General features: G+C 32.5%; 23 protein-coding genes. 16 read left to right on the top strand and 7 right to left on the bottom strand.

Going from position 1 to position 24,505, the window contains the following annotated elements:
• Positions 1 to 139: 139 nt before the first annotated feature.
• A complete protein-coding gene (locus tag Q0075_RS09200; protein WP_297869261.1) occupies positions 140 to 814 on the bottom strand; it encodes a hypothetical protein in 675 nt (224 codons plus the stop codon).
• A 123-nt stretch (positions 815 to 937) separates the two neighbouring features.
• On the opposite strand from Q0075_RS09200, the gene Q0075_RS09195 reads away from it, so the two are divergent.
• Genes Q0075_RS09195 through Q0075_RS09175 form a run of 5 tightly spaced genes read left to right on the top strand, consistent with a single transcriptional unit; the run spans position 938 to position 7,349 of the window.
• Positions 938 to 3,304: a TonB-dependent receptor gene (locus tag Q0075_RS09195; RefSeq protein ID WP_297869262.1), complete on the top strand. Its 2,367-nt coding sequence runs from the start codon at positions 938 to 940 to the stop codon at positions 3,302 to 3,304.
• A gap of 2 nt (positions 3,305 to 3,306) precedes the next feature.
• Positions 3,307 to 4,131, top strand: a complete 825-nt coding sequence (locus Q0075_RS09190; protein ID WP_297869260.1) for a DUF4249 domain-containing protein — start codon at positions 3,307 to 3,309, stop codon at positions 4,129 to 4,131.
• Between the two features lie 39 nt (positions 4,132 to 4,170).
• Positions 4,171 to 4,833, top strand: a complete 663-nt coding sequence (locus Q0075_RS09185; RefSeq protein WP_291106761.1) for a thiamine diphosphokinase — start codon at positions 4,171 to 4,173, stop codon at positions 4,831 to 4,833.
• A gap of 41 nt (positions 4,834 to 4,874) precedes the next feature.
• Positions 4,875 to 6,866 (top strand): excinuclease ABC subunit UvrB, encoded by a 1,992-nt coding sequence (gene uvrB, locus Q0075_RS09180; protein ID WP_297869259.1) that lies wholly within the window; start codon positions 4,875 to 4,877, stop codon positions 6,864 to 6,866.
• A gap of 12 nt (positions 6,867 to 6,878) precedes the next feature.
• Positions 6,879 to 7,349, top strand: a complete 471-nt coding sequence (locus Q0075_RS09175) for a DUF4375 domain-containing protein (RefSeq protein WP_291106757.1) — start codon at positions 6,879 to 6,881, stop codon at positions 7,347 to 7,349.
• Here the strand turns inward: Q0075_RS09175 and Q0075_RS09170 are convergent.
• Complete coding sequence (locus Q0075_RS09170) at positions 7,346 to 7,747, bottom strand: excinuclease ABC subunit B (RefSeq protein ID WP_297869258.1); 402 nt, start codon at positions 7,745 to 7,747, stop codon at positions 7,346 to 7,348. The two genes, Q0075_RS09175 and Q0075_RS09170, sit on opposite strands and share 4 nt — an antisense overlap.
• Positions 7,748 to 7,821: 74 nt before the next feature.
• Here Q0075_RS09170 and Q0075_RS09165 point away from each other — a divergent pair, with 74 nt between their 5' ends.
• Positions 7,822 to 8,256, top strand: a complete 435-nt coding sequence (locus Q0075_RS09165) for a DUF1456 family protein (RefSeq protein WP_297869257.1) — start codon at positions 7,822 to 7,824, stop codon at positions 8,254 to 8,256.
• Positions 8,257 to 8,282: 26 nt separating this feature from the next.
• Positions 8,283 to 8,714, top strand: coding sequence for a VOC family protein (locus tag Q0075_RS09160; protein WP_297869256.1), 432 nt, complete (start codon positions 8,283 to 8,285; stop codon positions 8,712 to 8,714).
• 14 nt (positions 8,715 to 8,728) lie between these two features.
• On the opposite strand, the gene menD is transcribed toward Q0075_RS09160, so the two are convergent.
• Positions 8,729 to 10,381, bottom strand: coding sequence for a 2-succinyl-5-enolpyruvyl-6-hydroxy-3-cyclohexene-1-carboxylic-acid synthase (menD, locus tag Q0075_RS09155; RefSeq protein WP_297869255.1), 1,653 nt, complete (start codon positions 10,379 to 10,381; stop codon positions 8,729 to 8,731).
• 77 nt (positions 10,382 to 10,458) lie between these two features.
• Here menD and Q0075_RS09150 point away from each other — a divergent pair, with 77 nt between their 5' ends.
• Positions 10,459 to 10,953 carry a GNAT family N-acetyltransferase gene (locus tag Q0075_RS09150; protein WP_297869254.1) on the top strand — a complete coding sequence of 165 codons (495 nt, stop codon included), beginning with the start codon at positions 10,459 to 10,461 and terminating at the stop codon, positions 10,951 to 10,953.
• A 70-nt stretch (positions 10,954 to 11,023) separates the two neighbouring features.
• On the opposite strand, the gene Q0075_RS09145 is transcribed toward Q0075_RS09150, so the two are convergent.
• The 3 genes from Q0075_RS09145 to Q0075_RS09135 all read right to left on the bottom strand — a co-directional run bounded on the left by Q0075_RS09145 (position 11,024) and on the right by Q0075_RS09135 (position 15,704).
• Complete coding sequence (locus Q0075_RS09145) at positions 11,024 to 11,617, bottom strand: glutathione peroxidase (protein WP_291106745.1); 594 nt, start codon at positions 11,615 to 11,617, stop codon at positions 11,024 to 11,026.
• A gap of 90 nt (positions 11,618 to 11,707) precedes the next feature.
• On the bottom strand, positions 11,708 to 14,866 hold the full coding sequence (gene ccsA / locus Q0075_RS09140; RefSeq protein ID WP_297869253.1) for a cytochrome c biogenesis protein CcsA: 3,159 nt from the start codon (positions 14,864 to 14,866) through the stop codon (positions 11,708 to 11,710).
• A gap of 106 nt (positions 14,867 to 14,972) precedes the next feature.
• Positions 14,973 to 15,704, bottom strand: coding sequence for a biotin--[acetyl-CoA-carboxylase] ligase (locus Q0075_RS09135; RefSeq protein ID WP_297869252.1), 732 nt, complete (start codon positions 15,702 to 15,704; stop codon positions 14,973 to 14,975).
• 85 nt (positions 15,705 to 15,789) lie between these two features.
• On the opposite strand from Q0075_RS09135, the gene rsfS reads away from it, so the two are divergent.
• The 8 genes from rsfS (at position 15,790) to Q0075_RS09095 (ending at position 21,874) form a co-directional block, all read left to right on the top strand.
• Complete coding sequence (gene rsfS, locus Q0075_RS09130) at positions 15,790 to 16,161, top strand: ribosome silencing factor (protein ID WP_291106740.1); 372 nt, start codon at positions 15,790 to 15,792, stop codon at positions 16,159 to 16,161.
• A 7-nt stretch (positions 16,162 to 16,168) separates the two neighbouring features.
• Positions 16,169 to 18,112, top strand: coding sequence for an ATP-dependent zinc metalloprotease FtsH (gene ftsH, locus Q0075_RS09125; RefSeq protein ID WP_297869251.1), 1,944 nt, complete (start codon positions 16,169 to 16,171; stop codon positions 18,110 to 18,112).
• Positions 18,113 to 18,217: 105 nt separating this feature from the next.
• Positions 18,218 to 18,823 (top strand): LUD domain-containing protein, encoded by a 606-nt coding sequence (locus tag Q0075_RS09120; RefSeq protein WP_291108046.1) that lies wholly within the window; start codon positions 18,218 to 18,220, stop codon positions 18,821 to 18,823.
• 2 nt (positions 18,824 to 18,825) lie between these two features.
• Positions 18,826 to 19,632: a phosphatidate cytidylyltransferase gene (locus Q0075_RS09115; RefSeq protein WP_297869250.1), complete on the top strand. Its 807-nt coding sequence runs from the start codon at positions 18,826 to 18,828 to the stop codon at positions 19,630 to 19,632.
• Complete coding sequence (locus Q0075_RS09110; protein ID WP_291108054.1) at positions 19,622 to 20,275, top strand: phosphatidylserine decarboxylase family protein; 654 nt, start codon at positions 19,622 to 19,624, stop codon at positions 20,273 to 20,275. Before Q0075_RS09115 ends, Q0075_RS09110 begins: the two co-directional genes overlap by 11 nt.
• 3 nt (positions 20,276 to 20,278) lie before the next feature.
• A complete protein-coding gene (locus tag Q0075_RS09105) occupies positions 20,279 to 20,560 on the top strand; it encodes an acyl-CoA-binding protein (protein ID WP_291108057.1) in 282 nt (93 codons plus the stop codon).
• Positions 20,561 to 20,568: 8 nt separating this feature from the next.
• Positions 20,569 to 21,342: a superoxide dismutase gene (locus tag Q0075_RS09100; RefSeq protein ID WP_297869249.1), complete on the top strand. Its 774-nt coding sequence runs from the start codon at positions 20,569 to 20,571 to the stop codon at positions 21,340 to 21,342.
• Positions 21,317 to 21,874 (top strand): STM3941 family protein, encoded by a 558-nt coding sequence (locus Q0075_RS09095; protein ID WP_297869248.1) that lies wholly within the window; start codon positions 21,317 to 21,319, stop codon positions 21,872 to 21,874. Before Q0075_RS09100 ends, Q0075_RS09095 begins: the two co-directional genes overlap by 26 nt.
• Before the next feature lie 398 nt (positions 21,875 to 22,272).
• On the opposite strand, the gene Q0075_RS09090 is transcribed toward Q0075_RS09095, so the two are convergent.
• Positions 22,273 to 24,459: a glutamine synthetase III gene (locus tag Q0075_RS09090; RefSeq protein ID WP_297869247.1), complete on the bottom strand. Its 2,187-nt coding sequence runs from the start codon at positions 24,457 to 24,459 to the stop codon at positions 22,273 to 22,275.
• Positions 24,460 to 24,505: the final 46 nt, after the last annotated feature.

The raw sequence follows: 24,505 nt of genomic DNA, 5'->3' as shown, positions 1-24,505 counted from the left end.
GTGGTTACTATCATCCAAGTTTTGAACTAACGGAGAAAGCAATGCGTCCAAGTGAGACTTTAAATACAATTTTAGCTCTATTAAGCTAACTTGATATTCATAAATAAAACAAAAAAGCAACCATTAATGGTTGCTTTTTTTATTCTGATTTCTTTTGCTCTTCTTCTTTAATTACAATAATAGATGCTTTTACACCTATAGTAAGATTCCATTCATTAGATGTTATCAAATTTCCAGCATCATCATAAACACTAAATGCAGCCGTATTAGGACCCGATGCCCCTTGATTTAATGCCACAAAATCTAATTTATTAAATCCATCAACAACATCAATATAGTATTCTTTAGGAGCAGCCTCTAATAAGATATCATTTATTATTGACTTGTCGTTTAAATATAATCTTACTCGATCCCCATCAGGGTATTCATGGTCTCTACAAACAATTTTAACATACTTTGTTTTAACCCTAAACTCTCCTAAAAATTGATTAGATCTAAATTCTGGTTTTATTTCTTTATCTTTATTATTTAATTTTTTTTTAATTTCTTCCCCAGGATTTTTAAATTCATTTTTCTGAACCATTACACTTTCCTCGCCTTTCTTCTGATTAAGAATAGAATATCGTTTTAAATAATTATCCTCTTTATCAAAAACACTTTTATAGGGTAATGTAACTGTATTTTTATTGGACTCAACTTTAGATGGCTCATCCCATTTAAGCTTTAACTTAACACTTTTAAAAGGATTTTCTTTTTGTCCAAAAGTTGAAACTAAATGGAAAATAAATAATATAATTAAAAAATGCTTATTCATTTGTTCTTGTTGTAAGATGTAAAATTATAATATAAATTCATTTTCGGTTACAAATTAACATATGTTTTAAATTTTCATGCTTTTTTTTCATGAAATTTGCACAACAAAATCTATACCTAAATGATGTTTCTTAAAAAAATATTATTCTTTTTATTACTACCTTCTTTTGTTTTCAGTCAAGAGAAAGTTACTATAAGTGGAATTATTTCCGATACAAATAGCAATGAAACACTTATTGGTGTTTCAGTTTATGTCGCTGAGTTAAACATTGGCACTTATACTAACGAATACGGATTTTACTCTATTACCTTACCAAAAGGAAATTACACAATTCTAACTAGCTATATTGGTTTTGAAACACTTTCTGAAAAAATTGAAATCAATCAAAATGTTAAGAAAAATTTCAGCCTAAAAGAAAGTAAACAAGAACTAAAAGAAGTTGTCATTACAAGTAATATCTATAAAAACAATGTAAAAAAACCTGAAATGAGTGTTAACAAACTCTCTGTTAATACGATAAAACAAATGCCTGCCATTCTTGGAGAAACAGATTTAATCAAATCTATATTAACACTACCGGGGGTTACAAATGCTGGAGAAGGACAATCGGGATTTAATGTTCGAGGTGGAGCTGCTGACCAAAACTTAGTTTTATTGGATGAAGCTACCATATATAACACTTCTCATTTATTCGGGTTCTTTTCTGTTTTTAATACCGATGCGATAAAAGATATAAAACTGTATAAAGGAGGTATTCCATCGAGATTTGGTGGTAGAGTTGCTTCTGTTTTAGAAATTTATCAAAAAGATGGAAACAGTTCTGATTTTCATATGAATGGAGGAATTGGTATCATTTCAAGTAGATTGCTTGCAGAAGGTCCAATCATTAAAAATAAAGGTTCGTTCTTATTTGCAGGAAGAAGTTCGTATGCTCATTTATTTTTAAAACTTACGGATAATAAAAACTCGGCCTATTTTTATGATTTGAACACCAAACTAAGTTATAAACTTAACGAAAATAACAACTTATATTTATCTGGTTATTTTGGAAGGGATGTTTTTAGTTTAAATGAAAGCTTTATGAATACCTATGGAAACTCGGTGTTTAATTTGAGATGGAATCATTTATTTTCAGATAAATTGTTCTCTAATTTATCCTTAATTTATAGTGATTATTATTATGGATTAACTTTAGACTTCATTGGATTTAACTGGGATAGCGGGATTAAAAATTATAATTTAAAGTATGATTTTAAACACTATGTATCTGATAAAACAAAATTGTATTATGGTGTAAATGCCATTTATCACGATTTTAATCCTGGAAAGATTAAACCTACAAACAGTTCTTCAGGAATTAATCCAGATCAATTAGCCAAAAAATATGCATTTGAACCTTCAGCTTACATTGATGTAGAGCAACAAATTACAGATAAGCTAAGTATCAATTACGGAATTCGTTATAGTAAATTCTACCGATTAGGAAACGAAGAAATAAATATTTACGCCAATAATCAAGCTGTTACCTACAATCCAGATTTTGATATTTATGAAAAAGCGACTCCAATTGGAACAAAATATTATGAAAAAAACGATATAATTTCGCAATTTGGTAATTTTGAACCTCGTTTCTCAGTAGCTTATATTTTAAACGATAACAGTTCTATTAAAGCAAGTTACAATAGAATGTCGCAATATTTACATTTGATCTCTAATACGCAATCACCTACTCCATTAGATGTTTGGGCTCCAAGTGATGATTATTTAAAACCTCAAATTTTAGATCAAGTTGCACTTGGATATTTTACTAATCTTAATGATGATAATTACACATTAGAAATCGAAACATTCTACAAAAAACTAAAAAATAGATTAGATTATATTGATGGAGCTGATTTAATTGCTAACGACGATATTGAACAAGTTGTCCTAAATGGTGAAGCTAGAGCTTATGGATTAGAAATCTTAGCTCGAAAAAACAACGGAAAACTAAACGGTTGGGTTTCCTATACTTTATCGCGTTCCGAACAAAGAACACCAGGAAGAAATTCGATTGAATCTGGAATAAACAATGGCGATTGGTACAAAACGGGTTGGGATAAACTACATAATATTTCCGTTACTGGAATGTATAAAATTAATGAAAAATGGAGTTTAAGTAGTATTTTTTCGTTACAAAGCGGACAACCGGTTACTTATCCAAACGGACAATACCAATATCAAGGCATTACTGTACCAACGTACGGTCTAAGAAATGAAAACCGACTACCCACTTACCATCGTTTAGATATTTCGGCTACATTAATTCCAGAAAAAAATAAAAATAGAAGTTGGCACGGAGAATGGGTTTTTGGAATTTATAATGTTTACAGTAGAAAAAATGCCGCTTCAATTAGTTTTAGACAAAACCAAGATTCAGGAAATAATGAAGCGGTTCGTCTTTCTATATTCGGAATTGTGCCAAGTGTAACCTATAATTTCAAGTTTTAGTTATGGTAAAGAATTTATTAAAAATAGTTAGCCTGTTCATTATTTCAGTTGCATTTTTTAGTTGTGAAGATGTTGTTGACATTGATTTATCAACGGCACCTGCCAAATTGGTTATTGATGCCTCAATCAAATGGCAAAAAGGAACGACAGGAAATGAACAAACAATAAGATTAACCACTACGACCGACTTCTATGCTTCAACGATTCCGACTGTAAGTGGTGCTACCGTTTTCATTACCGATGGAAATGGCATTCAATATGATTTTATTGAAACACCTGGCAGTGGCAATTATGTATGCACTAATTTTAATCCCGAAATCAGACAAACCTACACTCTAACAGTCATTTATGACAGTCAGGTTTATACCGCAACAGAATCATTAATTGAAGTTCCAACAATCGATTATGTTGAACAAACCGAAAATGGTGGTTTTACTGGAGATCAAATAGAAGTAAAATTCTTTTACCAAGACATACCAAATCAAGATAATTTTTATTTGATAATGTTCAATAGTTCCAATGTATCACTTCCAATATTTGATGTAGTTAATGATAGTTTTTTTCAAAATAATCAGATGTTTGGATATTTAGCAAATGAATTGGAAAAAGATGATATTATTTTATTTACACTACAAGGCATCTCTGAAAGTTATTACAATTATATGAACATTTTATTAGGAATTGCTGGCACTAATGGAGGAAGTCCTTTTCAAACACCACCAGCAACGGTTAGAGGAAATATTGTAAATCAAACGAATACAAATAATTTTGCTCTTGGATTTTTTAGATTATCTGAAATCGATACAATAAGTTACACTGTACAGTAATTATCGTTACATTCGTAATCTAAAAATTGAACTTAAAAAATGTCATCACATCACATTGTTAGAGACGATCAAGAACCAGCATTAATTATTGCCAATGGCGCTGCATGTAGCGAAGAGCTTATTGGGCAATTATTGGAATGGTCTCCACTTGTAATTGTTTTAGATTCTGCTATTGAGCGCGTTTTAGAACTTGGTATCAAAGTTGATGTACTTTTAGGCGATTTTGATAGAGGTTTTAATCCAGAATATTACCTACAAAAACAATATCCACTAGAAATTGTTCATACGCCAAATCAAGATAAAACAGATTTAGAAAAAGCTTTTGATTATCTTATTGAAAAAGGTCATAAAGCGGTAAACGTAATTTGGGCAACCGGAAAACGCGCCGATCATACCATTACCAACATAACCAATATAGTAGCTTATCGCAACCAATTGAAAATTGTAGTGCTCGATGATCATTCAAAAGTATTTTTGCTACCCAATAAATATGAAAAATGGTATACTGCGAATACAACACTTTCTTTAATTCCAATTGGAACAGCATCGGGTATTACTACCAAAAACTTATTTTATCCTCTAAATAATGATGAATTAACAATAGGATATCGAACAGGAAGTAGCAATCATGTTACAGAAGATGGAATCGTTTCTATTGAACACACCGATGGCAATTTATTGTTGATGGAATGTTGGGATTAACTTCGTAACTTTGTAACTTATATTTTACACTTTGTACTTTAATGAAATTCCAAGTCGTTTCCGATTATAAACCTACTGGTGACCAACCGCAAGCCATTGAAAAACTCTCAAAGGGCATTTTTAATGGTGAAAAATACCAAACGTTATTAGGAGTTACAGGTTCTGGAAAAACTTTTACGATTGCTAATGTGGTGCAAGAAGTACAAAAACCTACACTAGTTTTAGCCCATAACAAAACCTTGGCTGCTCAATTATACTCGGAATTCAAGCAGTTTTTTCCGAACAATTCTGTACAGTATTTTGTTTCGTATTACGACTATTATCAACCCGAAGCTTTTATCCCCGTAACAGGAACTTACATTGAAAAAGATTTATCGATTAATGATGAGTTAGAAAAATTGCGATTAAGTACTACATCTGCCCTGCTTTCGGGTCGTAGAGATATTATTGTGATTTCGTCTGTTTCTTGTTTGTATGGTATTGGAAATCCTGTTGAGTTTCAGAAAAATGTGATTAATCTAGAAGTTAATCAACAGATTTCGCGTACCAAATTATTACATCAACTCGTACAAAGTTTATATTCGAGAACAGAAGCGGATTTTGCACCTGGAAATTTCCGAATCAAAGGAGATATTGTAGAAATTTTTCCAAGTTATGGAGATGAACCGTTCCGAATTCACTTTTTTGGAGATGAAATTGAAGAAATTGAAGCTTTTGATGCTAAAACAGCTCAAGTGATAGAACGTTATGAAAAACTAACGATTTATCCAGCCAATATGTTTGTGACTTCGCCTGATGTATTACAAAATGCGATTTGGGCTATCCAACAAGATTTGGTAAAACAAGTGGATTATTTCAAAGAAATTGGCAAACATTTAGAAGCCAAACGATTAGAAGAACGCACCAATTTCGATTTAGAGATGATTCGCGAGCTCGGTTATTGTTCCGGAATTGAAAATTATTCTCGTTATCTAGACGGAAGAGAACCTGGAACTAGACCTTTCTGCTTGTTAGATTATTTTCCAGATGATTATTTGATGGTAGTCGATGAAAGTCACGTTACGATTTCCCAAGTACATGCCATGTATGGAGGCGATAGAAGTCGTAAAGAAAATTTAGTAGAATATGGTTTCCGATTACCTGCAGCTATGGACAATCGTCCGTTGAAGTTTGAAGAATTTGAAGCGTTGCAAAACCAAGTCGTTTATGTTTCGGCAACTCCTGCAGATTACGAATTACAAAAAACGGAAGGTGTTTATGTGGAACAAATCATTCGTCCAACAGGATTACTAGATCCAATAATTGAAATTCGACCAAGCGCGAATCAAATTGACGATTTAATTGAAGAAATTCAATTGCGTTGTGAAGCAGATGAACGGGTTCTAGTTACAACATTAACCAAAAGAATGGCGGAAGAATTATCGAAATATCTAACAAAAGTTGCCATTCGTTGTCGTTATATTCACTCTGATGTAGATACTTTAGAACGTGTGGAAATCATGCAAGATTTGCGAAAAGGAATTTTTGATGTATTAATTGGTGTGAATTTACTTCGTGAAGGTTTGGATTTACCTGAAGTTTCGTTGGTTGCCATTTTAGATGCCGACAAAGAAGGATTTTTGAGAAGTCACCGCTCGTTAACGCAAACAGTAGGTCGTGCTGCGCGTAATGTAAATGGAAAAGCGATTATGTATGCGGATAAAATCACCGCTTCGATGCAAAAAACAATTGATGAAACCAATTACAGAAGAGAAAAACAAATTCGTTACAACACCGATAATAATCTCCAACCTAAAGCGTTGAATAAAAGTTTAGGAAATGCTTTGAGTGGAAATTCTGTTTCAACTGGATATTTTGAAAAAGAAGCACTAAAAGCAGCCGAACCAGAAAGTTTATACTTATCAAAACCCGAAATAGAAAAGAAAATTCGCGACTTAAGAAAAATGATGGAGAAAGCGGCAAAAGAATTGGATTTCATGCAAGCTGCAAAATTCAGAGATGAAATTCAGTCGTTACAAGAGAAAATTAAATAAAACAAAATACACATGAGCAACATTGCAAACATTCTAAAACTAGAAGACGAAATCAAAATCATCGAAGCTATTGGTGAGATTATTTGGGAAAAGAAAGAAGAAACAGATGATTTTTCAGCATTAACCGATGGCGAAAAAGTATTTGTTTACGTAGATATTTTTGAAGGCGCTATGGGAGAAGGCGGATTTTCGTTTTTCTTTACTTCAGAAGCTGGAGATTTTGTTGAAGACATAATTGTTGCTTATAAAGAAATCAAAGCTTTTACTACTGCGGAATTAATATCGAAAGCCTGGAGCTTGTTTCCTGCAAAAACCTATTCAACTGATGTAGAAATCAGAAGAAACTTCATCAAAAAAGCAGATGAAACTTTAGTTGGTGCTTGGGAAGACTTAGACGAACAATTTTTTAGTGAAGAAGGTGAAGATATTGTTAGTTTAATTGTAGATTACATCCGAAATAATTCCGAAGAATTTGGAAACTAATTATGCTGTTCTGTAAAAACCGCTAACAAAACATCTCCCTCGACCATTCGGTTTGGGGAGTTTTTCATTAAATTCAATACGCGTTTCATTGCATATGGATTCAATCCCATGTTGATTCCTATTTCGTTGATTTTGATTTGTTCAGCATCATGTAAAACGCCATCGCAATGCATTAATAACGCCAAACGGTAAAACTGACAAATTCTATGAAACTCATCTTTTATAACCGTAACAGCTCCTCTATTTTGGAATAATTGATGAAAAACAGCTTTTTCGATTTCCAATTCCATGGCTACCATTTCCAAAAAATCATACTCGCGATCATGCAATTCGCCATCAATTAAAGCAAATGCAATCATTTCTTGTAATAAACTAATTTTTTCTTGATGAGTATCCATAAAATATTTCTTTTCAGGTAAAAATAAGAATTCTTAATTTAAATAGATATCTTTGACCTAATATTTTACAAAAAATGAATAACAACGATGTTTTTAAAAAATTACGTGTAGCCTTACAATTACGCGATGACCAAATTATTGAGATATTAAACTTAGTGAATTTCAGAGTCTCTAAAGGTGAGCTAGGTAATATATTTAGAAGTGAAGACCATCCGAATTACATGGAATGTGGCGATCAATTATTACGCAATTTCCTTAACGGATTAGTCATTTACTTACGCGGTACAAAAGAAGAACCCAAAAATCCAAGAGAAGTTTTGGACCAAATAGCTAAAAACAAAACCGCTATACCAAGAGAAGACAAAAAACCAGAAACCAAAAAGCCGTTCAAACCTAAAACGGCAACCGATAAAAAACCTTTTGGACAGGGTAACCCTTCCACTAAAAAACAAAAACCAGAAAGTCCTGTAGAACGTTTTAAGTTTAACTCTGGGAAGAATAAAAAGTAACTATATTATTTCTTTAAAGAAAATACATGGCACAAATCAATCCACATATTAATTTTAATGGGAATGCTGAAGAAGCGTTTCGTTTTTATCAATCGGTATTTGGTGGCGAGTTTGCTCAAATTATGCGTTTCAAAGATTTGACAAGTGAAGAATTTCCTGTTTCAGAAAACGAAGCCAACAAAATCATGCACATTGCATTGCCAATTGGCAACAACGTTTTAATGGGAAATGATGTACCTGAAAGTATGGGACGCGTAAATGAAAATGAAAATCGTTCCAAGATTTCCGTTAGTGCAGTAAATAAAGAAGAAGCAGACAATTTATTCAACGGACTTTCAGCTGGTGGCACTGTCGAATATCCAATGAGTGATAGTCCTTGGGGGTCTTATTTTGGGATGTTTAGAGACAAATACGGTATCGAATGGATGATTGATTTTAATTCAAATAAAAAGGAATAGAATAAACCCAAATACTATTTCAAACTTCTAAAAAAACCCAACAAAATCCCATCATTCTCTTTTTCAGGTGTAAAAATTTCTAGAATACTTGGTTTTTCATTTTGGTTTAAGAATACTTTACATTGTTCTTCTAATGAAAGTTGATCATTCGCTTCAAAATACTCTAAATTATACATTTTGGCTAAATGAGAAGCATTTAATTGATGAGACGTTTCAAAATACGTATTGAACGTTTCCGTTTCTTGATGACCAGGTAGAATTCTAAAAATACCACCACCACTGTTGTTCAACAAAATAATCTTGAAGTTTTTGGGAATGTAATTGTTCCATAAAGCATTACTGTCGTATAAAAAACTAATATCGCCTGTAATCAAAATCGTTGGTAAATTTGTCGCAGATGCAGCTCCAATAGCTGTTGAAGTACTACCATCAATTCCACTTGTACCACGATTACAAAATACTTGTATGCTTTTTTCTAAATCAAACAATTGCAAATAACGTATGGCCGAACTATTACTAACTTGCAACTGAATATTCTTTGGCAGATTTTGACAAATAAAATCGAACACTTTAAAATCTGAAAACGGAATTTTTGCATTATATTCTTTATGTTTCGCTACTCTATCTTTCCAAATTGAAGCAATACTTGATTTATAAGAACTTTGAATAGTATTCTCCATCAATAACTTACTCAAAAAAATATTAATTTTAGTTTCAAAATGATTGGTAAGCGCTCCAAAAGTATCATAAGCTCTTAACTCATCCACATGCCAATGATGTGCTGGTTTGTACTTTCGTAAAAACGCTTTAATACGTTTCGAAACTACCATTCCACCAAAAGTCAAAAGAATTTCAGGTTGAAAATATTTAAAATCTTCATCCGTGAAAGGTGTAATCAAAGTATCAATCTGATCAATGAATGTTAGGTGATGTAAATTAGATGTTTTTTCGGTTAACACCACAACACTTGGATCATTCGCTAAAACATCCAAATATTTTTGCTCTACTGAATTTGGAAACAACTCTCCTACTAAAATCAATTTCTTAGTGGCTTTGTCCCAAGTTTCTATAGTTGAATTTCCTAATGAAAAAGACTTAATTTTGGTATTAAAATCTATAATTTCTGGTTGTACTTGCAATTCAGAAACGGTTTCGTACAAAGGTTCTTCAAAAGGTGCGTTGATGTGAACTGGTCCTTTTTGGGTAACCGCAACATGCAAAGCCATTTGAATAAGATTGTCATTTTCAACTGAAATAGCTTCTCTTAAATTGGCATTGTATAAACTGTGATTCGCAAAAACATTTTCCTGACGAATGGTTTGTCCGTCACCAATATCAATTTTGTTTTGTGGTCTATCGGCTGAAATAACTATCAACGGAATTTGGCTATAAAATGCCTCTGCCACCGCAGGATAATAATTCAAAACTGCGGAACCCGAAGTACAAACAACAGCAACAGGTTTCTGAGTTTGTTGGGCAATTCCCAAAGCAAAAAATGCAGCACAACGCTCGTCAGCAATACTGTAACATTTGAAATACGGATTGTTAGTAAATCCAATCGTCAAAGGAGCATTGCGCGAACCTGGTGAAATTACGATATGTTGGACTCCTTTTTGTTGGCAAATTTCGATAATGCTTTGCGCTAAAGGAATTTTTGGATACATCATTTTAAAAAATAACTGGACTACAAAGTTACGAAGTTGAAAAGGTTTTTAGTACTTTTACTACGTAATTTCTTTGCCAAATGGAGATAAAAATTAGAGACTATCAAAATCAAGATTGCCCAGCCATTTTAGACATCATTAACGATGCTATTTTGAATTCGACTGCTTTGTACGATTACAACATTCGAACTTTAACTACACAAGAAGCTATTTTTGAAGAAAAAATTCAGAAAGGCTTCCCTGTAATTGTTGCCGAAATGAATAATGAAGTCATAGGCTTCGGTTATTATAGTGAATTTCGTTTCAGAGAAGCGTATAAATTCACAGTAGAACATTCCGTTTATGCGAATAAGAATGTTATTGGAAAAGGTATCGGGAAATTATTATTGACCGAATTAATTGAAAAAGCCAAACAACAAAACCTTCACACGATGATTGGCGTTATCGATTCTGAAAACACAAACAGCATCGATTTTCATAAAAAGTTCGGTTTCGAAGAAGTTGGTTTTATTAAAGAATCAGGCTTTAAGTTTAATAAATGGTTGCATTCGGTTATTGTTCAGAAAATGCTTTAAAATTATTAGTCGCAGTTCTCAGTCGCAGTCAGCAAATACTGAACACTGCTACTGAACACTGAATACTATATTATTTCCCTTCAATCCAATTTACGATTTCAGCATCTGTAGGTAATGTTCTTGGTGACACTACTTTTGCTAATTCACCGTTTTCATTAATTAAGTATTTTTGGAAGTTCCATTCTACTTCACTGTCCTGTAATCCATTTTTAGCTTTCTGTGTTAGGAATTGATACACAGGATGCATATCGCCACCTTTTACCGAAATTTTAGCCATCATTGGAAACGAAACACCATAATTTTGTTGGCAGAAAGTAGCGATTTGTTGGTTGGTTCCTGGCTCTTGCGCTCCAAAATTATTGGCTGGAAAACCAACAATTACGAAGTTTTTGTCTTTGTATTTCTCGTAAATGGCTTGTAATTGTTCGTATTGCGGTGTTAAACCACATTCCGAAGCGGTATTAACTACTAAGATTTTCTTTCCTTTTAAGGTTGAAAAATCAAAAGTATCGCCACTTAAATCTTCTACTTTAAATTGATAAATCGTTTCTTTTGCCATAGGTGTTGTGGTTGCTGTTGGAGTAGCTGTTTGCTTTTTTTGTGCCTGATTTTGACAACTAAAAATCAATGCTGCTACTGAAAACAAGGTTACTAATTTCTTCATCTTTTTTTTTATTTCAAAGTTAGGATATTAAAACGCAATTTTTGATAAACATTTCTTAAAAAAAATGGCCGCTTATTAGCGACCAAATTCTTATTTTTTATAATATTTCTTATACGGAAAGTAAGCTATTGCCGATATTAATAAGACAATTGCTAAAATCACAAAGTAATACGTAACATTTTGTTTTTCTCCAGAAGCATAACTGTGTAAACCACTCAAGTGGAAGTTTACTCCAAAATACGTCATTAAAATTGAAGCGAAAGCTAAAACGCTCATTACGTTATAAATCCATCTTCCTCTCAATGCTGGTACAAAACGCGCGTGAATTACAAAAGCATACACCATAATACTGATTAAAGCCCAAGTTTCTTTTGGGTCCCAACCCCAATAACGTCCCCAACTTTCGTTAGCCCATTGTCCGCCAAGGAAGTTTCCTATGGTTAACATGACTAAACCTACAGTTAATGCCATTTCATTGATATACGTAATTTCGTCGATGCTTAATTTCATTCTTTCTTTGTTCTTTTCGTTTGTGAAAATCATCAAGAATAACGAAACTAAACCTAAAACCATCGCTAAAGTAAATGGTCCGTAACTCGCTACGATTACTGCAACGTGAATCATTAACCAATACGAATTTAAAACCGGTTGTAAGTTTCCAATTGAAGGATCCATCCAATTCCAATGTGCAATCATCAAAATCATTGAAGTTACAAAAGCAGTTGAAGCTACCGTAAGTTTCGAATCTTTCCCGAAAGCTAATCCAAAGAACATCGTTGCCCAACCCACATAAATCATACTTTCATACGCATCACTCCAAGGCGCGTGACCTGAAATGTACCATCTTACAATTAAACCTGCTAAATGCAAAATGAAAAACAATCCTATTAATCCATGAAAAACATTGATAATCGTTCGGATGGCTTTGGAATTTTTAAAAATTTGAACAATACAGAAAGCTAACATTAAAACACCAGCTAACATATACATATAATATAATCTCTTGAAAATATCATACTTATTGTACATGATTTCGGAGTTGATTTTACTTTCTGAAAGCATTACGGCTTTTCCGTATTTCTTTTGGTATTCGGTTAATCCTTTTAAAAGGCTATTTGGCAATTCGTAATTTTTGCTTTGAGATGCTTTATCTAAGGCATTTAAATAAAATGGTATTACGTTTTTAATCGAATCTAAAGCGGTTCCTGTTGGTTCATTTGTTTCTAAAAATGAAACCCATTTATTTGATTTATCACCTGGAATTGGGAACACTTTTAAAATTTGTCCACTTAAAGCCGAATACAAAAGGTTTACTTTTTTATCTGCTTCAATAAAATCTTTTTGGAATTGGTTTGGAACCGGCTCTTTGTAGGCAGTTTCTAAAAATTGAGCTAATTTATAATTCCCTGATTCATCAAAAAATGAGATTAGTGGCGCATATTTTGCCTCTTTTTCAACTCCTATTAACTTACGAATACTGTCATTTCCTCTTTTTAAATAGATGATTGGCAACGAATACCAATACTGAGGATATTGCGTCATCGATAAAAACGCTTGATCGGAATTCATGTCTTCATACGTATCACTTTTAGATACTTTACGAAGTAATTCCGATGAAAACGTATTGATAGGTTTCATACGACCACCATCTTGAATTACGATTTTTCCAAATTCATTCGCATGTTCAGCTGAAACTTCGTATTTCTTTAACAACTTCAGAATTTCTTCTTTACTAGGTTGGTGATTGTGTTGTTGTGCAAAAGTTAATGAAGAAAATAAAATCAAAAACACGCTCAATAAACCTGCTTTTTTAGCTTTTACTTTTTCTAATTTCTCTTTCAAACTTGAAAAACGACTATTTTTCGTAAATAATATCGCCATCAAACCAAAATACAACAAGAAATAACCAATGTAAGTAATCCAAGTTCCCCAGAAATCGTGACTAACCGATAATTGTGTTCCTTTTTCGTCTGGATCAAATCCGGCTTGGAAGAATCTAAATCCTCTATAATCTAAAATATGATTCATGAAAACACTATCATTAAATGTTTTTCCTTGTTCAGTATCCGCCACTTCAATTTTACTTTTGAAAGCCGAATAACTTTTTTCTGTTCCAGGATATTTATCCGCAATGAAATCGTCAAGTTTCACTGTGAAAGGCGTATTGTAAATTTTACTTCCAAAGAAAAGTGTAAATTCTAAATCACCAATCTTAACCGTTTGTGGAACTCCTTGCTTTCCTTTTGAACCAACTAAAGTTAAGATTTCTTCTTTACCTTGTGTTTTAATTTTTACTTTTAAGGCATCATCGGTTTGTTTGTCTTTGAAATCATTATTCGATTTGAAAGTCAATTCTCCTTTGATTGCTGGTTCTGGAAATACAAATTGAGCTCCACCAATATTATACAACGAACGTAACATTAAAGGTTGCACAGAATCTTTTACCACTTTACCTTGTAATTTATCTGCCATTCGCATAAAATCTCCTTCAAAAGGTGTTTGAATCGTGTAGGCTTCAGCAATTTTAGTAATGTTAATTGCACCTTCTGTATATTTATTGAAAGCAAAAAGCACGTTGTGTAAGTTTTGAACTTCACCTTCTTTTAAGTAATGTTCATGACGTGTTCCTCCACTCGACTCAACCATTTTAATCATCAATTGACCAGTTTCAGAAGCTAGAACCGTTTCGGTGGCGTTCATAACAAATTCTTGATGTTCCACTTCAAATGGAATTCCACTGAATTCACCACTCATTGAGAAATCGTTACTTGCAAAAGCATTCAAAAAAGCGTCGTCTTTAACTTCTGGCGCCAAATACAATCCTTTTTCAAAAGTTTTACGACGCATTTGTCCTTCGTGATTTCCATCAACCAAAACCGTTAGATAAGGTTTATCGGAATAAATCATATTGGCCGATTCGCCTTCTCTGATTGGCATCATTCCTTCATAACTGATATAACGAGTAACAAAAGCTCCAACTATAATTAGAATAAAAGAAAGGTGCAAAATTAAAGTCGCCCAATTTTCTTTTTTGTGTAATTGATAACGCTTGATGTTACCTAAAAAATTAATAACAAAAAACACCATAATTACTTCAAACCAAACGGCATTATAAACAATAACTCGAGCTGTATCAGTATTATAAGCATCTTCAATAAAAGTTCCAGCAGCCATGGCAACAGCAAAAAGAATAAACAAAACAGCCATTAAGCGTGTGGAAGATAACAGGGATAGTATTTTTTTCTCCATGAGATATATAGGAATACGTTTTTTTAAATTGGCACAAATGTACTCAAAAACAAAAACTTTTCCGCTAAGTTTAACAAAGGTTTGAGGAATTTATAACGTTCTTATTTTAGTACAACATTTTCACTTCTTTAACATCAAAAAAATGAATGGAATCATCTTCCATCATTACCGCTAATTTCCCATCTCGTGTAACTTCCTGAATTTTACCAACAAAGCGATTTCCTGCAACCGATTCAAAAGCTGAAACCACATTTTTCTTAAACAAAATTTTATGGTATGCATCCCAAAAATGAGTTTCTCCTAAAATAGGCAATTGTTTTAGATTGTATTCCAACTGATTTACAATAGAAATTAGCAATATTTCTCTGTCGAAAGTTTTATTTTCTAGCAAAAATAAAGACGAAGCTTGAGGTAAATTCTCAAATTTCGATTGATTCACATTTAAACCAATTCCGATTATCGATTGCACTTCGTTTGAATTTTTGAATGTATTTTCGATTAAAATGCCACCAATTTTCTTGTTTTCTGCCAAAATGTCGTTTGGCCATTTGATGACAAAATTTAAATTACTAACTGATTTTAAAGCTTCAACAACACTCAAAGCTACCATAATATTCAAAGTAAACAAACTCGTAATTCCATCTACTTTCTGACTATATAAAACACTAAAAGTAAGGTTTTTACCTGATTCAGAAACCCAACCTGACCCTCTTTGTCCTTTTCCTTCTGTTTGAGATTCAGTACTAACAACAGTGAAATTTTCACAACTTTCTTGAACCGAAAGCGCTTTTAAAAAATGGTTGGTTGAATCTATGGCATCGAGTTTGATTATTCTCATATTTTAATAACAAAATTTAATCTTATGTTAAGGTTCAAAAATAATCACAAAAAATGATACCTTTGCATAAAATGATAAATATTACATGACGAAAAAAAATACGAATAATGATGATTTATTAGCACTTATCATCAAAGGAATTGAAGACGTAAAGGGAAATGATATTAATATCCTTGATTTAAGGGAAATAGAAAACACGGTTTGTGATTATTTCGTAATCTGTAACGGTAATTCAAATACACAAGTTAATGCCATCATTGGCTCTATTCAAAAAGTGGTTTCAAAAGAATTAAAAGAAAAACCATGGCATGTTGAAGGAGAACAAAATGGCGAATGGGTACTTATGGATTATGTAAGTATCGTTGTTCATGTTTTTCAAAAACACATTAGAGAATACTACAATATTGAAAGTTTATGGGGTGATGCAAAAATTACAACTATAGACACTAATTACTAAAAATTTTATGGCACAAAATAATAATTCTGGCTTTAAGTTTAGTCCATGGATGAGTATTGTACTTGTCTTGATAATTTTTTTTACTATAAGTTTGTTTACACAAGGATTAGATTTAAGTAATCCTGCACCTACTACTTTATCAAAATTTTACCAATTTTTAGATAAAAATCAGGTTGAAAAGGTTGTTTTTACTAATACAAAAGCTACCGTTTTTTTAAAAAAAACAGCTTTAACAGACAAAACACATGACAAAGTTAAAAATGATGTTCTTGGTAAATTAAATACGAAAGGACCTCATTATTTCTTTGAAATTGGGGATTTAAAAACATTTCAAGAAAACTTACAAAAAGCTTCAAACGAAGGAAAACTTGTAGAGTATGAAAAGGAGCCTGAAAGTATGTGGGGTGAGCTTATTTCAATGCTTTTACCAATTCTTATTTTGGTTGCGATATGGATTTTCATGATGCGAAGAATGTCAGGTGGATCTGGCGGTGGCGGAGGTCAAATCTTTAGTATTGGAAAATCAAAAGCTAAATTATTTGACGAAAAAAATGATACAAGAGTAACATTTGAAAACGTTGCTGGATTAGAAGGAGCAAAAGAAGAAATTCAAGAAATTGTTGAATTCTTAAAAAATCCTGAAAAATATACTTCTATTGGAGGAAAAATTCCAAAAGGAGCTTTACTAGTTGGTCCTCCAGGAACAGGAAAAACCTTGTTAGCTAAAGCCGTTGCTGGTGAAGCTAAAGTACCTTTCTTCTCGTTGTCAGGTTCTGATTTTGTGGAGATGTTTGTAGGAGTTGGAGCTTCTCGTGTTAGAGATTTATTCAAACAAGCGAAAGAAAAATCGCCTTCTATCATTTTCATTGACGAAATTGACGCTGTAGGTAGAGCACGTGGAAAAAACAACATGACAGGCGCTAATGATGAAAGAGAAAACACTTTAAATCAGTTATTAACAGAAATGGATGGTTTTGGAACCAATTCAAACGTAATTGTTTTAGCTGCCACCAACCGTGCCGATGTTTTAGACAAAGCATTATTACGTGCCGGTCGTTTTGACAGACAAATCTACGTGGATTTACCAGACATTAGAGAACGTAAAGAAATTTTTGAAGTACATTTAAAACCTTTGAAAAAATCAGAGGAATTAGATACCGAATTTTTAGCAAAACAAACTCCAGGATTCTCAGGTGCTGATATTGCGAATGTTTGTAACGAAGCAGCATTAATTGCAGCTCGTAAAGACAAAAAAGCGGTAGACAAACAAGACTTCTTAGATGCTGTAGATAGAATTGTAGGAGGTTTAGAAAAGAAAAACAAAATAGTAACTCCTGATGAAAAACGCGCTATCGCAATTCACGAAGCAGGTCACGCAACTGTAAGTTGGATGTTAGAACACGCTGCACCATTAGTAAAAGTAACAATTGTTCCTCGTGGACAAAGTTTAGGTGCTGCTTGGTATTTACCTGAAGAAAGACTGATTGTACGCCCAGAACAAATGTTAGACGAAATGTGTGCTACTATGGGTGGCCGTGCTGCTGAGAAAGTAATTTTTAATAAAATTTCAACCGGAGCTTTAAGCGATTTAGAGAAAGTTACACGTCAAGCAAGAGCGATGGTAACGATTTATGGATTGAATGATAAGCTTGGAAACATCACTTATTACGATTCAACAGGACAATCTGACTATAATTTTTCGAAACCATATTCTGAAGAAACAGCAAAAGTTATCGATACTGAAATTTCGAAATTGATTGAAGAACAGTATAACAGAGCGATTCATCTTTTAGAAACCAATAAAGAAAAATTAGTCCAATTAGCTGATATTCTTATTGAAAAAGAGGTAATTTTTAAAGATGATTTAGAAAATATATTCGGAAAAAGACCTTTTGATAAAGAATCCAATATAACTCCTGAAATTTCAATAGATAATACTGTTTCAGAATAAGTAACTTATCAACAAAATAATATTAATAAAAATCTTAGTTCTTTAGGTTTAGAACTAAGATTTTTTTTATCTTTGATTTTCACAGTTTAAACCTGCTAAAGATACATGAGTCTTTTTAGAAAATTTTTTGGCACACCATCGGAAGAGGAAGGCAATGACAAAAAACAAGAAATCAAGAGTCCTTACACTCCTGATTCTTCTTTACCAATCGATGAACAATTTACTTTCAATTTCAAAGGAAATGGAGGTAAATTTATTTATTGTGAAAATTTAAATGAAATTGCCGAGAATTTTGAAAACATATTAGCAGAGAATGATTGGTTTGAGTGTAATGCTCAATGTTTTGACAATCGATTACTTTACTTACTTGACGACAATAAATTAACATACAACGATTCTACTAATCCCTTATTTTTTCTTTCTTCATGTGAAAATTTAATTGCTGATGAAGGTTCAATTTTATTCTCATCCTATCAATTAAAGCATTTCAAACCGAATGAACTGCCTACAAACATGATTGTTTTTGCTACCACTAGCCAAATTGTGAATAGTAAAAGTGATGGTTTGAGAAGAATAAAAAGTACACACGAAAAAAATTATCCCTCAAATATTACAACCATAAAATACTTTGAAGAAGTAAAAGAACAAGATTTTTTACACTATGGTAGTTGTCACAAAAATCTTTACTTACTTCTTTTAGAAGATTTATAATAATGAACGAAACGCTAAAAAGAGCATTATCTGGAGCCGTTTATGTTGTATTACTTTTAGGCTGCATTTCTTATTCTAGAGAGGGTTTAGCAATTCTTTTTGGTGCCTTTTTAGTGATTGGAGTTTACGAATTTTGTAAAATGTGTGGATTAAACTTTTACTTAAGTATTCCCATTGCAGCTAGTTCCTACTTCACCTTTTGGAATAAAAATTCAGATATCTATTTAAATACTGCTTTAACAGCTATTTCTATTGTAACTTCTATCAAATTATTACTTTATTTATTCAATGCGAACAAGTCTAATTTTAAAATTTACACGAGATATTTTCTTTTGTTTGGCTATGTAATTCTTCCTTTTATATTAGCAAATTATGTTGCAATGGGAATTAAAGGCTACAATCCTAAAATTTTAATTTCTATCATCGTTTTAATTTGGACAAACGACACATTCGCATACTTAGTTGGAAAAAACATAGGTAAAAACAAACTTTTCCCAAGTGTTTCTCCTAAAAAAACAATTGAAGGTTTTGTAGGTGGATTAGTATTTACTGTAATCGTTGGAGCTTTGCTAGCTAATTATTACATCATGGCATCCGCACTTTACATTTGGATTATTATTGCTGCAATTGTTAGTATTTTCAGCACATTAGGTGATTTAATCGAATCAAAATTAAAACGAGTTGCTGGCATAAAAGACACCGGAAATATAATGCCTGGTCACGGAGGTATACTAGATCGACTAGATAGTATTATATTTGTAATTCCTTTTATTAATTTATTTTATTTAATTTTATACTATGTTTCATAAAGAAGGCGCTAAAATCATTCTAATTACCCTACTATTAGTTGTTGGGATTATTTTCTTAACTGATGCATTTGTTTCAATAAATTGGTTACGAACTGCTTTATATTTGTTTGCTTTGGTAATTTTAATTTTGGTTTTACAGTTTTTCAGAAACCCAACTCGTGTTGCAGACAATAGTGACAATCATATTTTAGCTCCTGTTGATGGAAAAGTGGTGGTAATTGAAGAAGTTTTTGAACCTGAATATTTCAAAGATAAACGTTTGATGGTTTCTATCTTCATGTCGCCTATCAACGTTCACGTTACGCGTTATTGCGTAAACGGAATTGTAAAATACAGCAAATATCACCCTGGAAAATACTTAGTAGCTTGGCATCCAAAAGCAAGTGAAGAAAATGAAAGAACTACTGTTGTTATTAATAACAGAATATATGGCGAAATATTATATCGTCAAATTGCTGGTGCTTTAGCAAGACGAATTGTAAATTATGCTCAAGAAGGCATGCGAGTTGTTCAAGGCAAAGATGCTGGATTCATTAAATTTGGTTCAAGAGTAGATATTTATTTACCATTAGGAACAGAAATTAACGTAAAATTAGGTGATAAAGCTATCGGAAATAAAACTATTATTAGTAAAAAGGCATAGATAATGAGCGAAAAGGATTTAAATACATTATTTGATGAAGCATTTGCTAATGCGCAATTGATTCCACAGGAATCAGTGCCTCACGATGTGCAATTGATATTGTATGGTTTGTACAAACAAGCTACTTCCGAAACGACCAACTCACTATTATTTCAAAACCCACAAGATATCATAAATGCTTTCAAACTTAACGCTTGGATGCAAGTAAAACATTTAACTGTTACGGAAGCTAAAAGCGAATATATTCGAATTATAAACGAATTATTAAAAGAACGAAATCTATAACTACTATCATGAAAAAGTCTTTGTTGTGGATAGCTTGTGTATCGCTAATGATAACAAGTTGTAAAAAAGAAAACGATCTCGTTGAAGTAAAAATTCCAGATCCTGAAGTAGAAACTAAAATTTCGGCTCTAGGAAACCCTGCAGATGTTAAAGTTACTGAAGGCGGTATTTTCCAAATGCGAGGATTAAAATATACTTATGATGACTTAGAACCTCATATTGATGGTCGTACTATGGAAATCCACTATTCAAAACATCATTTAGGTTACGCAAACAAACTAAACAAAGCCGTAATTGGAACCGATTTAGAACTAAAAACCGTTGAAGATATTCTAAAAAACTTAGACGTAAACAATAAAGAAATCCGAAATAATGCTGGTGGCTACTACAACCACAATTTGTTTTTCGAAATATTAAATCCAAAAGGTGGTGGCACTCCAAAAGGCGCTTTAGCAGAAGCTATTACTGCCGAAATGGGTTCGTTTGACAATTTACAAAAACAACTTACCGATGCGGCTGCGGGCCAATTTGGAAGCGGTTGGGCTTGGTTAGTAGTAACACGAGACGGAAAATTAGCAGTTACTAGCACTGCAAACCAAGACAATCCTTTAATGCCAAATGCCGAAGTAAGAGGAACACCTATCTTAGCTATTGATGTTTGGGAACACGCATACTACTTAAACTACCAAAACAAACGCAATGAATATTTAACCGCTATTTTCAATGTAATCGATTGGAATGTAGTGAATGCAAAATATGAAACAGCGATTAGCAAGATTTAATTTTAAGACTAAAATGCCGAATAAAGAAATTCAATATAAATTTTCTCCTTTCGCAATTATTGTAAGTTTGATTGTTTTTCTTTTTCTTTTTACAATATTAGGTATTATTATAGTTTCTCTATTTAGTGTAAAAGCGTACTTAGCAGTTTTTTTTCTAGGATTTTTACTTTTTATAATATCTAACGAAGCTATTCCAAATCTTTTTCGATTTTCAAAACACTTAATCAAAGGTGAACCAGCACTTATCTTAACCGAAAAAGAATTAATTGACAATGTGAATAACATGACATATTCTTGGACAGAAATAAAAAAAATAAAATATCATTTTAATTATCCTGCAAATCACATTTCAATTGAAGTAAAATCCCCATCCTTCTTTTTAAAAAAAGAAACAAATTCATATAAACGCTTGATAATGAAATTGAATGCAAAATATTTTAATGGAACTTTTTCATTAAAACCTATGTTAATTAGTTGTAAAAAAAGTGAGCTAGAAGAAAATTTAAATCTTTTTTTAAAACAAAACAGTTAAATTATAATCCAACTAAGCCGAGAGTAATACTATACTATGTTAAAGCAATCAAAATTTATATATCAAAATCAAGTCTAGCAAAAGCTAGACTTTTTTTTATTCTTAAATGTAAAAAAAATGCATTTTAGCAAAAATATGCAGAAAAACTACAGCAACTTCTCGAACAAAACCTCTTAATTTTGACGTATCTAAATTTTTAAGCTTTTCAAAGCTATATCCCTTACTATAGTTTTGAAACTGTTAGTGTTAAATAATTTAAGGGGTTAAAAGTATTTCACTAACAAAATTTGCAAAATATTGCAAATAATTCTAAGTACTTGATTAGTTAATTTAGGGGTAAATTATCAACAAGTGCCAAACAAAAAATCCCAATCGAAAGATTGGGATTTTTATTTTAATTACTTTGTAAATAACAATTCTCTGTATTTAGTTAATGTCCAAAGTTCGTCGTCTACTAATAATTCTAATTTATCAGCATGATAACGAATTTCTTCAAAATATGGTTTTACTTTATCACAATATGCGTCTGCCATTTTTTCTGTGCTGGTTAAGGCATTTGCTTTTTTGCGTTCTTCGGTCATTTTTTCAACCTTAGAATTAATTCCTTCAATATGTTCTGAAATTTCTTTGATTAACGAAATTTGTTCTTTTGCAATTTTCTCAAAGTCTTTACCAAAGATTTCTTTTAATCCTTTTACGTTTTCAATTAATACATTTTGGTATTTAATTGCTGTTGGAACCACATGATTACGAGCAATATCACCAAGAACACGACCTTCGATTTGGATTTTTTTCACGTATTCTTCCAATTCAATTTCGTAACGTGATTCTACCTCAACATGATTCATTACGCCCATTTCTCCAAACAATGCAATTGCTTTTTTAGAAACTTTCGCTTTTAATGCTTGTGGAGTTGTTTTGTGATTACTCAAACCGCGTTTTTTCGCTTCTTTTTCCCAAGCTTCGCTATAACCGTCGCCTTCAAAAAGAATAGTTTTCGTTTGCTTAATGTATTCTCTCAATACATTGAAAATTGCTTCGTCTTTCTTTAAATCCTTTTTTTCGATTAAAGCGTCAACTTCATTTTTGAAATCTTTTAATTGTTTTGCCACAATTGTATTTAAAGTCGTCATTGAAACGGCACAGTTTGCAGAAGAACCAACTGCTCTAAACTCAAATTTATTTCCTGTGAATGCAAACGGAGAAGTCCTGTTTCTATCGGTATTGTCTAATAAAACGTCTGGCAACTTACCAACTACGTTTAATTTTAAATCCGTCTTTTCTTCTGGTGATAATTTCCCTTGAGAAACACCTTCTAACTCAGCCAACACTTTAGTTAATTGTTGTCCGATGAAAACCGAAATAATTGCTGGTGGCGCCTCGTTAGCTCCTAAACGGTGGTCGTTGCTTGCTGATGCAATCGAAGCTCTTAATAATTCTTCATTATCATGAACCGCTTTGATCGTGTTGATGAAAAACGTTAAGAATTGTAAGTTACTCATTGGCGTTTTTCCTGGAGATAACAAGTTAATTCCAGTATCTGTAGCTAATGACCAGTTGTTGTGTTTCCCTGAACCATTAACTCCTTTAAATGGTTTTTCATGGAATAACACTTTGAAATCGTGACGTTCTGCCACTTTTTGCATTACATCCATTAATAACGAGTTGTGGTCAACTGCTAAATTGATTTCTTCAAAAATTGGTGCTAACTCAAATTGATTTGGTGCAACCTCATTATGACGAGTTTTAACTGGAATTCCCAACAACATACATTCGTTTTCTAAATCACGCATATACGTTAAAACTCTGGTAGGAATCGAACCAAAATAATGGTCGTCTAATTGTTGTCCTTTTGCAGCAGTGTGACCTAACAAAGTTCTTCCTGTTGCTAACAAATCAGGTCTTGACGCAGCTAAAGCACTATCCACCAAGAAATATTCTTGTTCCCAACCTAAAGTTGGTGTTACTCTTTTTACGTTTTTATCGAAGTATTTTGCAACCTCAATAGCTGCCAAATCTACTGCTTGTAAGGCTCTTAATAAAGGGGTTTTGTTATCTAATGCTTCTCCAGTATACGATACGAAAACCGTTGGAATACATAAAGTAGTTCCGAAAATAAATGCTGGAGATGTTGGATCCCAAGCGGTATATCCTCTTGCTTCAAACGTATTACGAATTCCTCCATTTGGAAAAGAAGACGCATCCGGTTCTTGTTGTACCAATTGACTTCCACCGAATTTTTCTACTGGATCACTTCCATCAGGAAATGTTTCAAAGAAAGCATCGTGCTTTTCCGCAGTGGTTCCGGTTAAAGGTTGGAACCAGTGCGTGTAATGAGTTACTCCTTTAGATAATGCCCACTCTTTCATTCCCAATGCAATATAATCGGCAATTTTTCGGTCGATTTTTACTCCTTCAGCAGCAGCTTTAACGGCTTTGTAAGCCTCTGGGGTTAAAAACTGTCGCATTGCTTTATCTCCAAAAACATTACTACCAAAAATAGCTGATTTTCTGTCCAATTCCTCTACGTGAACTGGTTTTCTGTCGGTTGCCTTTCTTAAAGCTTGAAAACGAAATGTTGACATAAGTTGTGTGTGTGTTTAAAGTTATACCCTTGAAAAGTTATGCAAA

Source organism: uncultured Flavobacterium sp. (assembly GCF_937967675.1).
In the GTDB taxonomy this organism is placed as follows: domain Bacteria; phylum Bacteroidota; class Bacteroidia; order Flavobacteriales; family Flavobacteriaceae; genus Flavobacterium.
The sequence above is the reverse complement of the archived record's forward strand: the minus strand, read 5'-3'. Positions and strand labels throughout refer to the sequence as shown.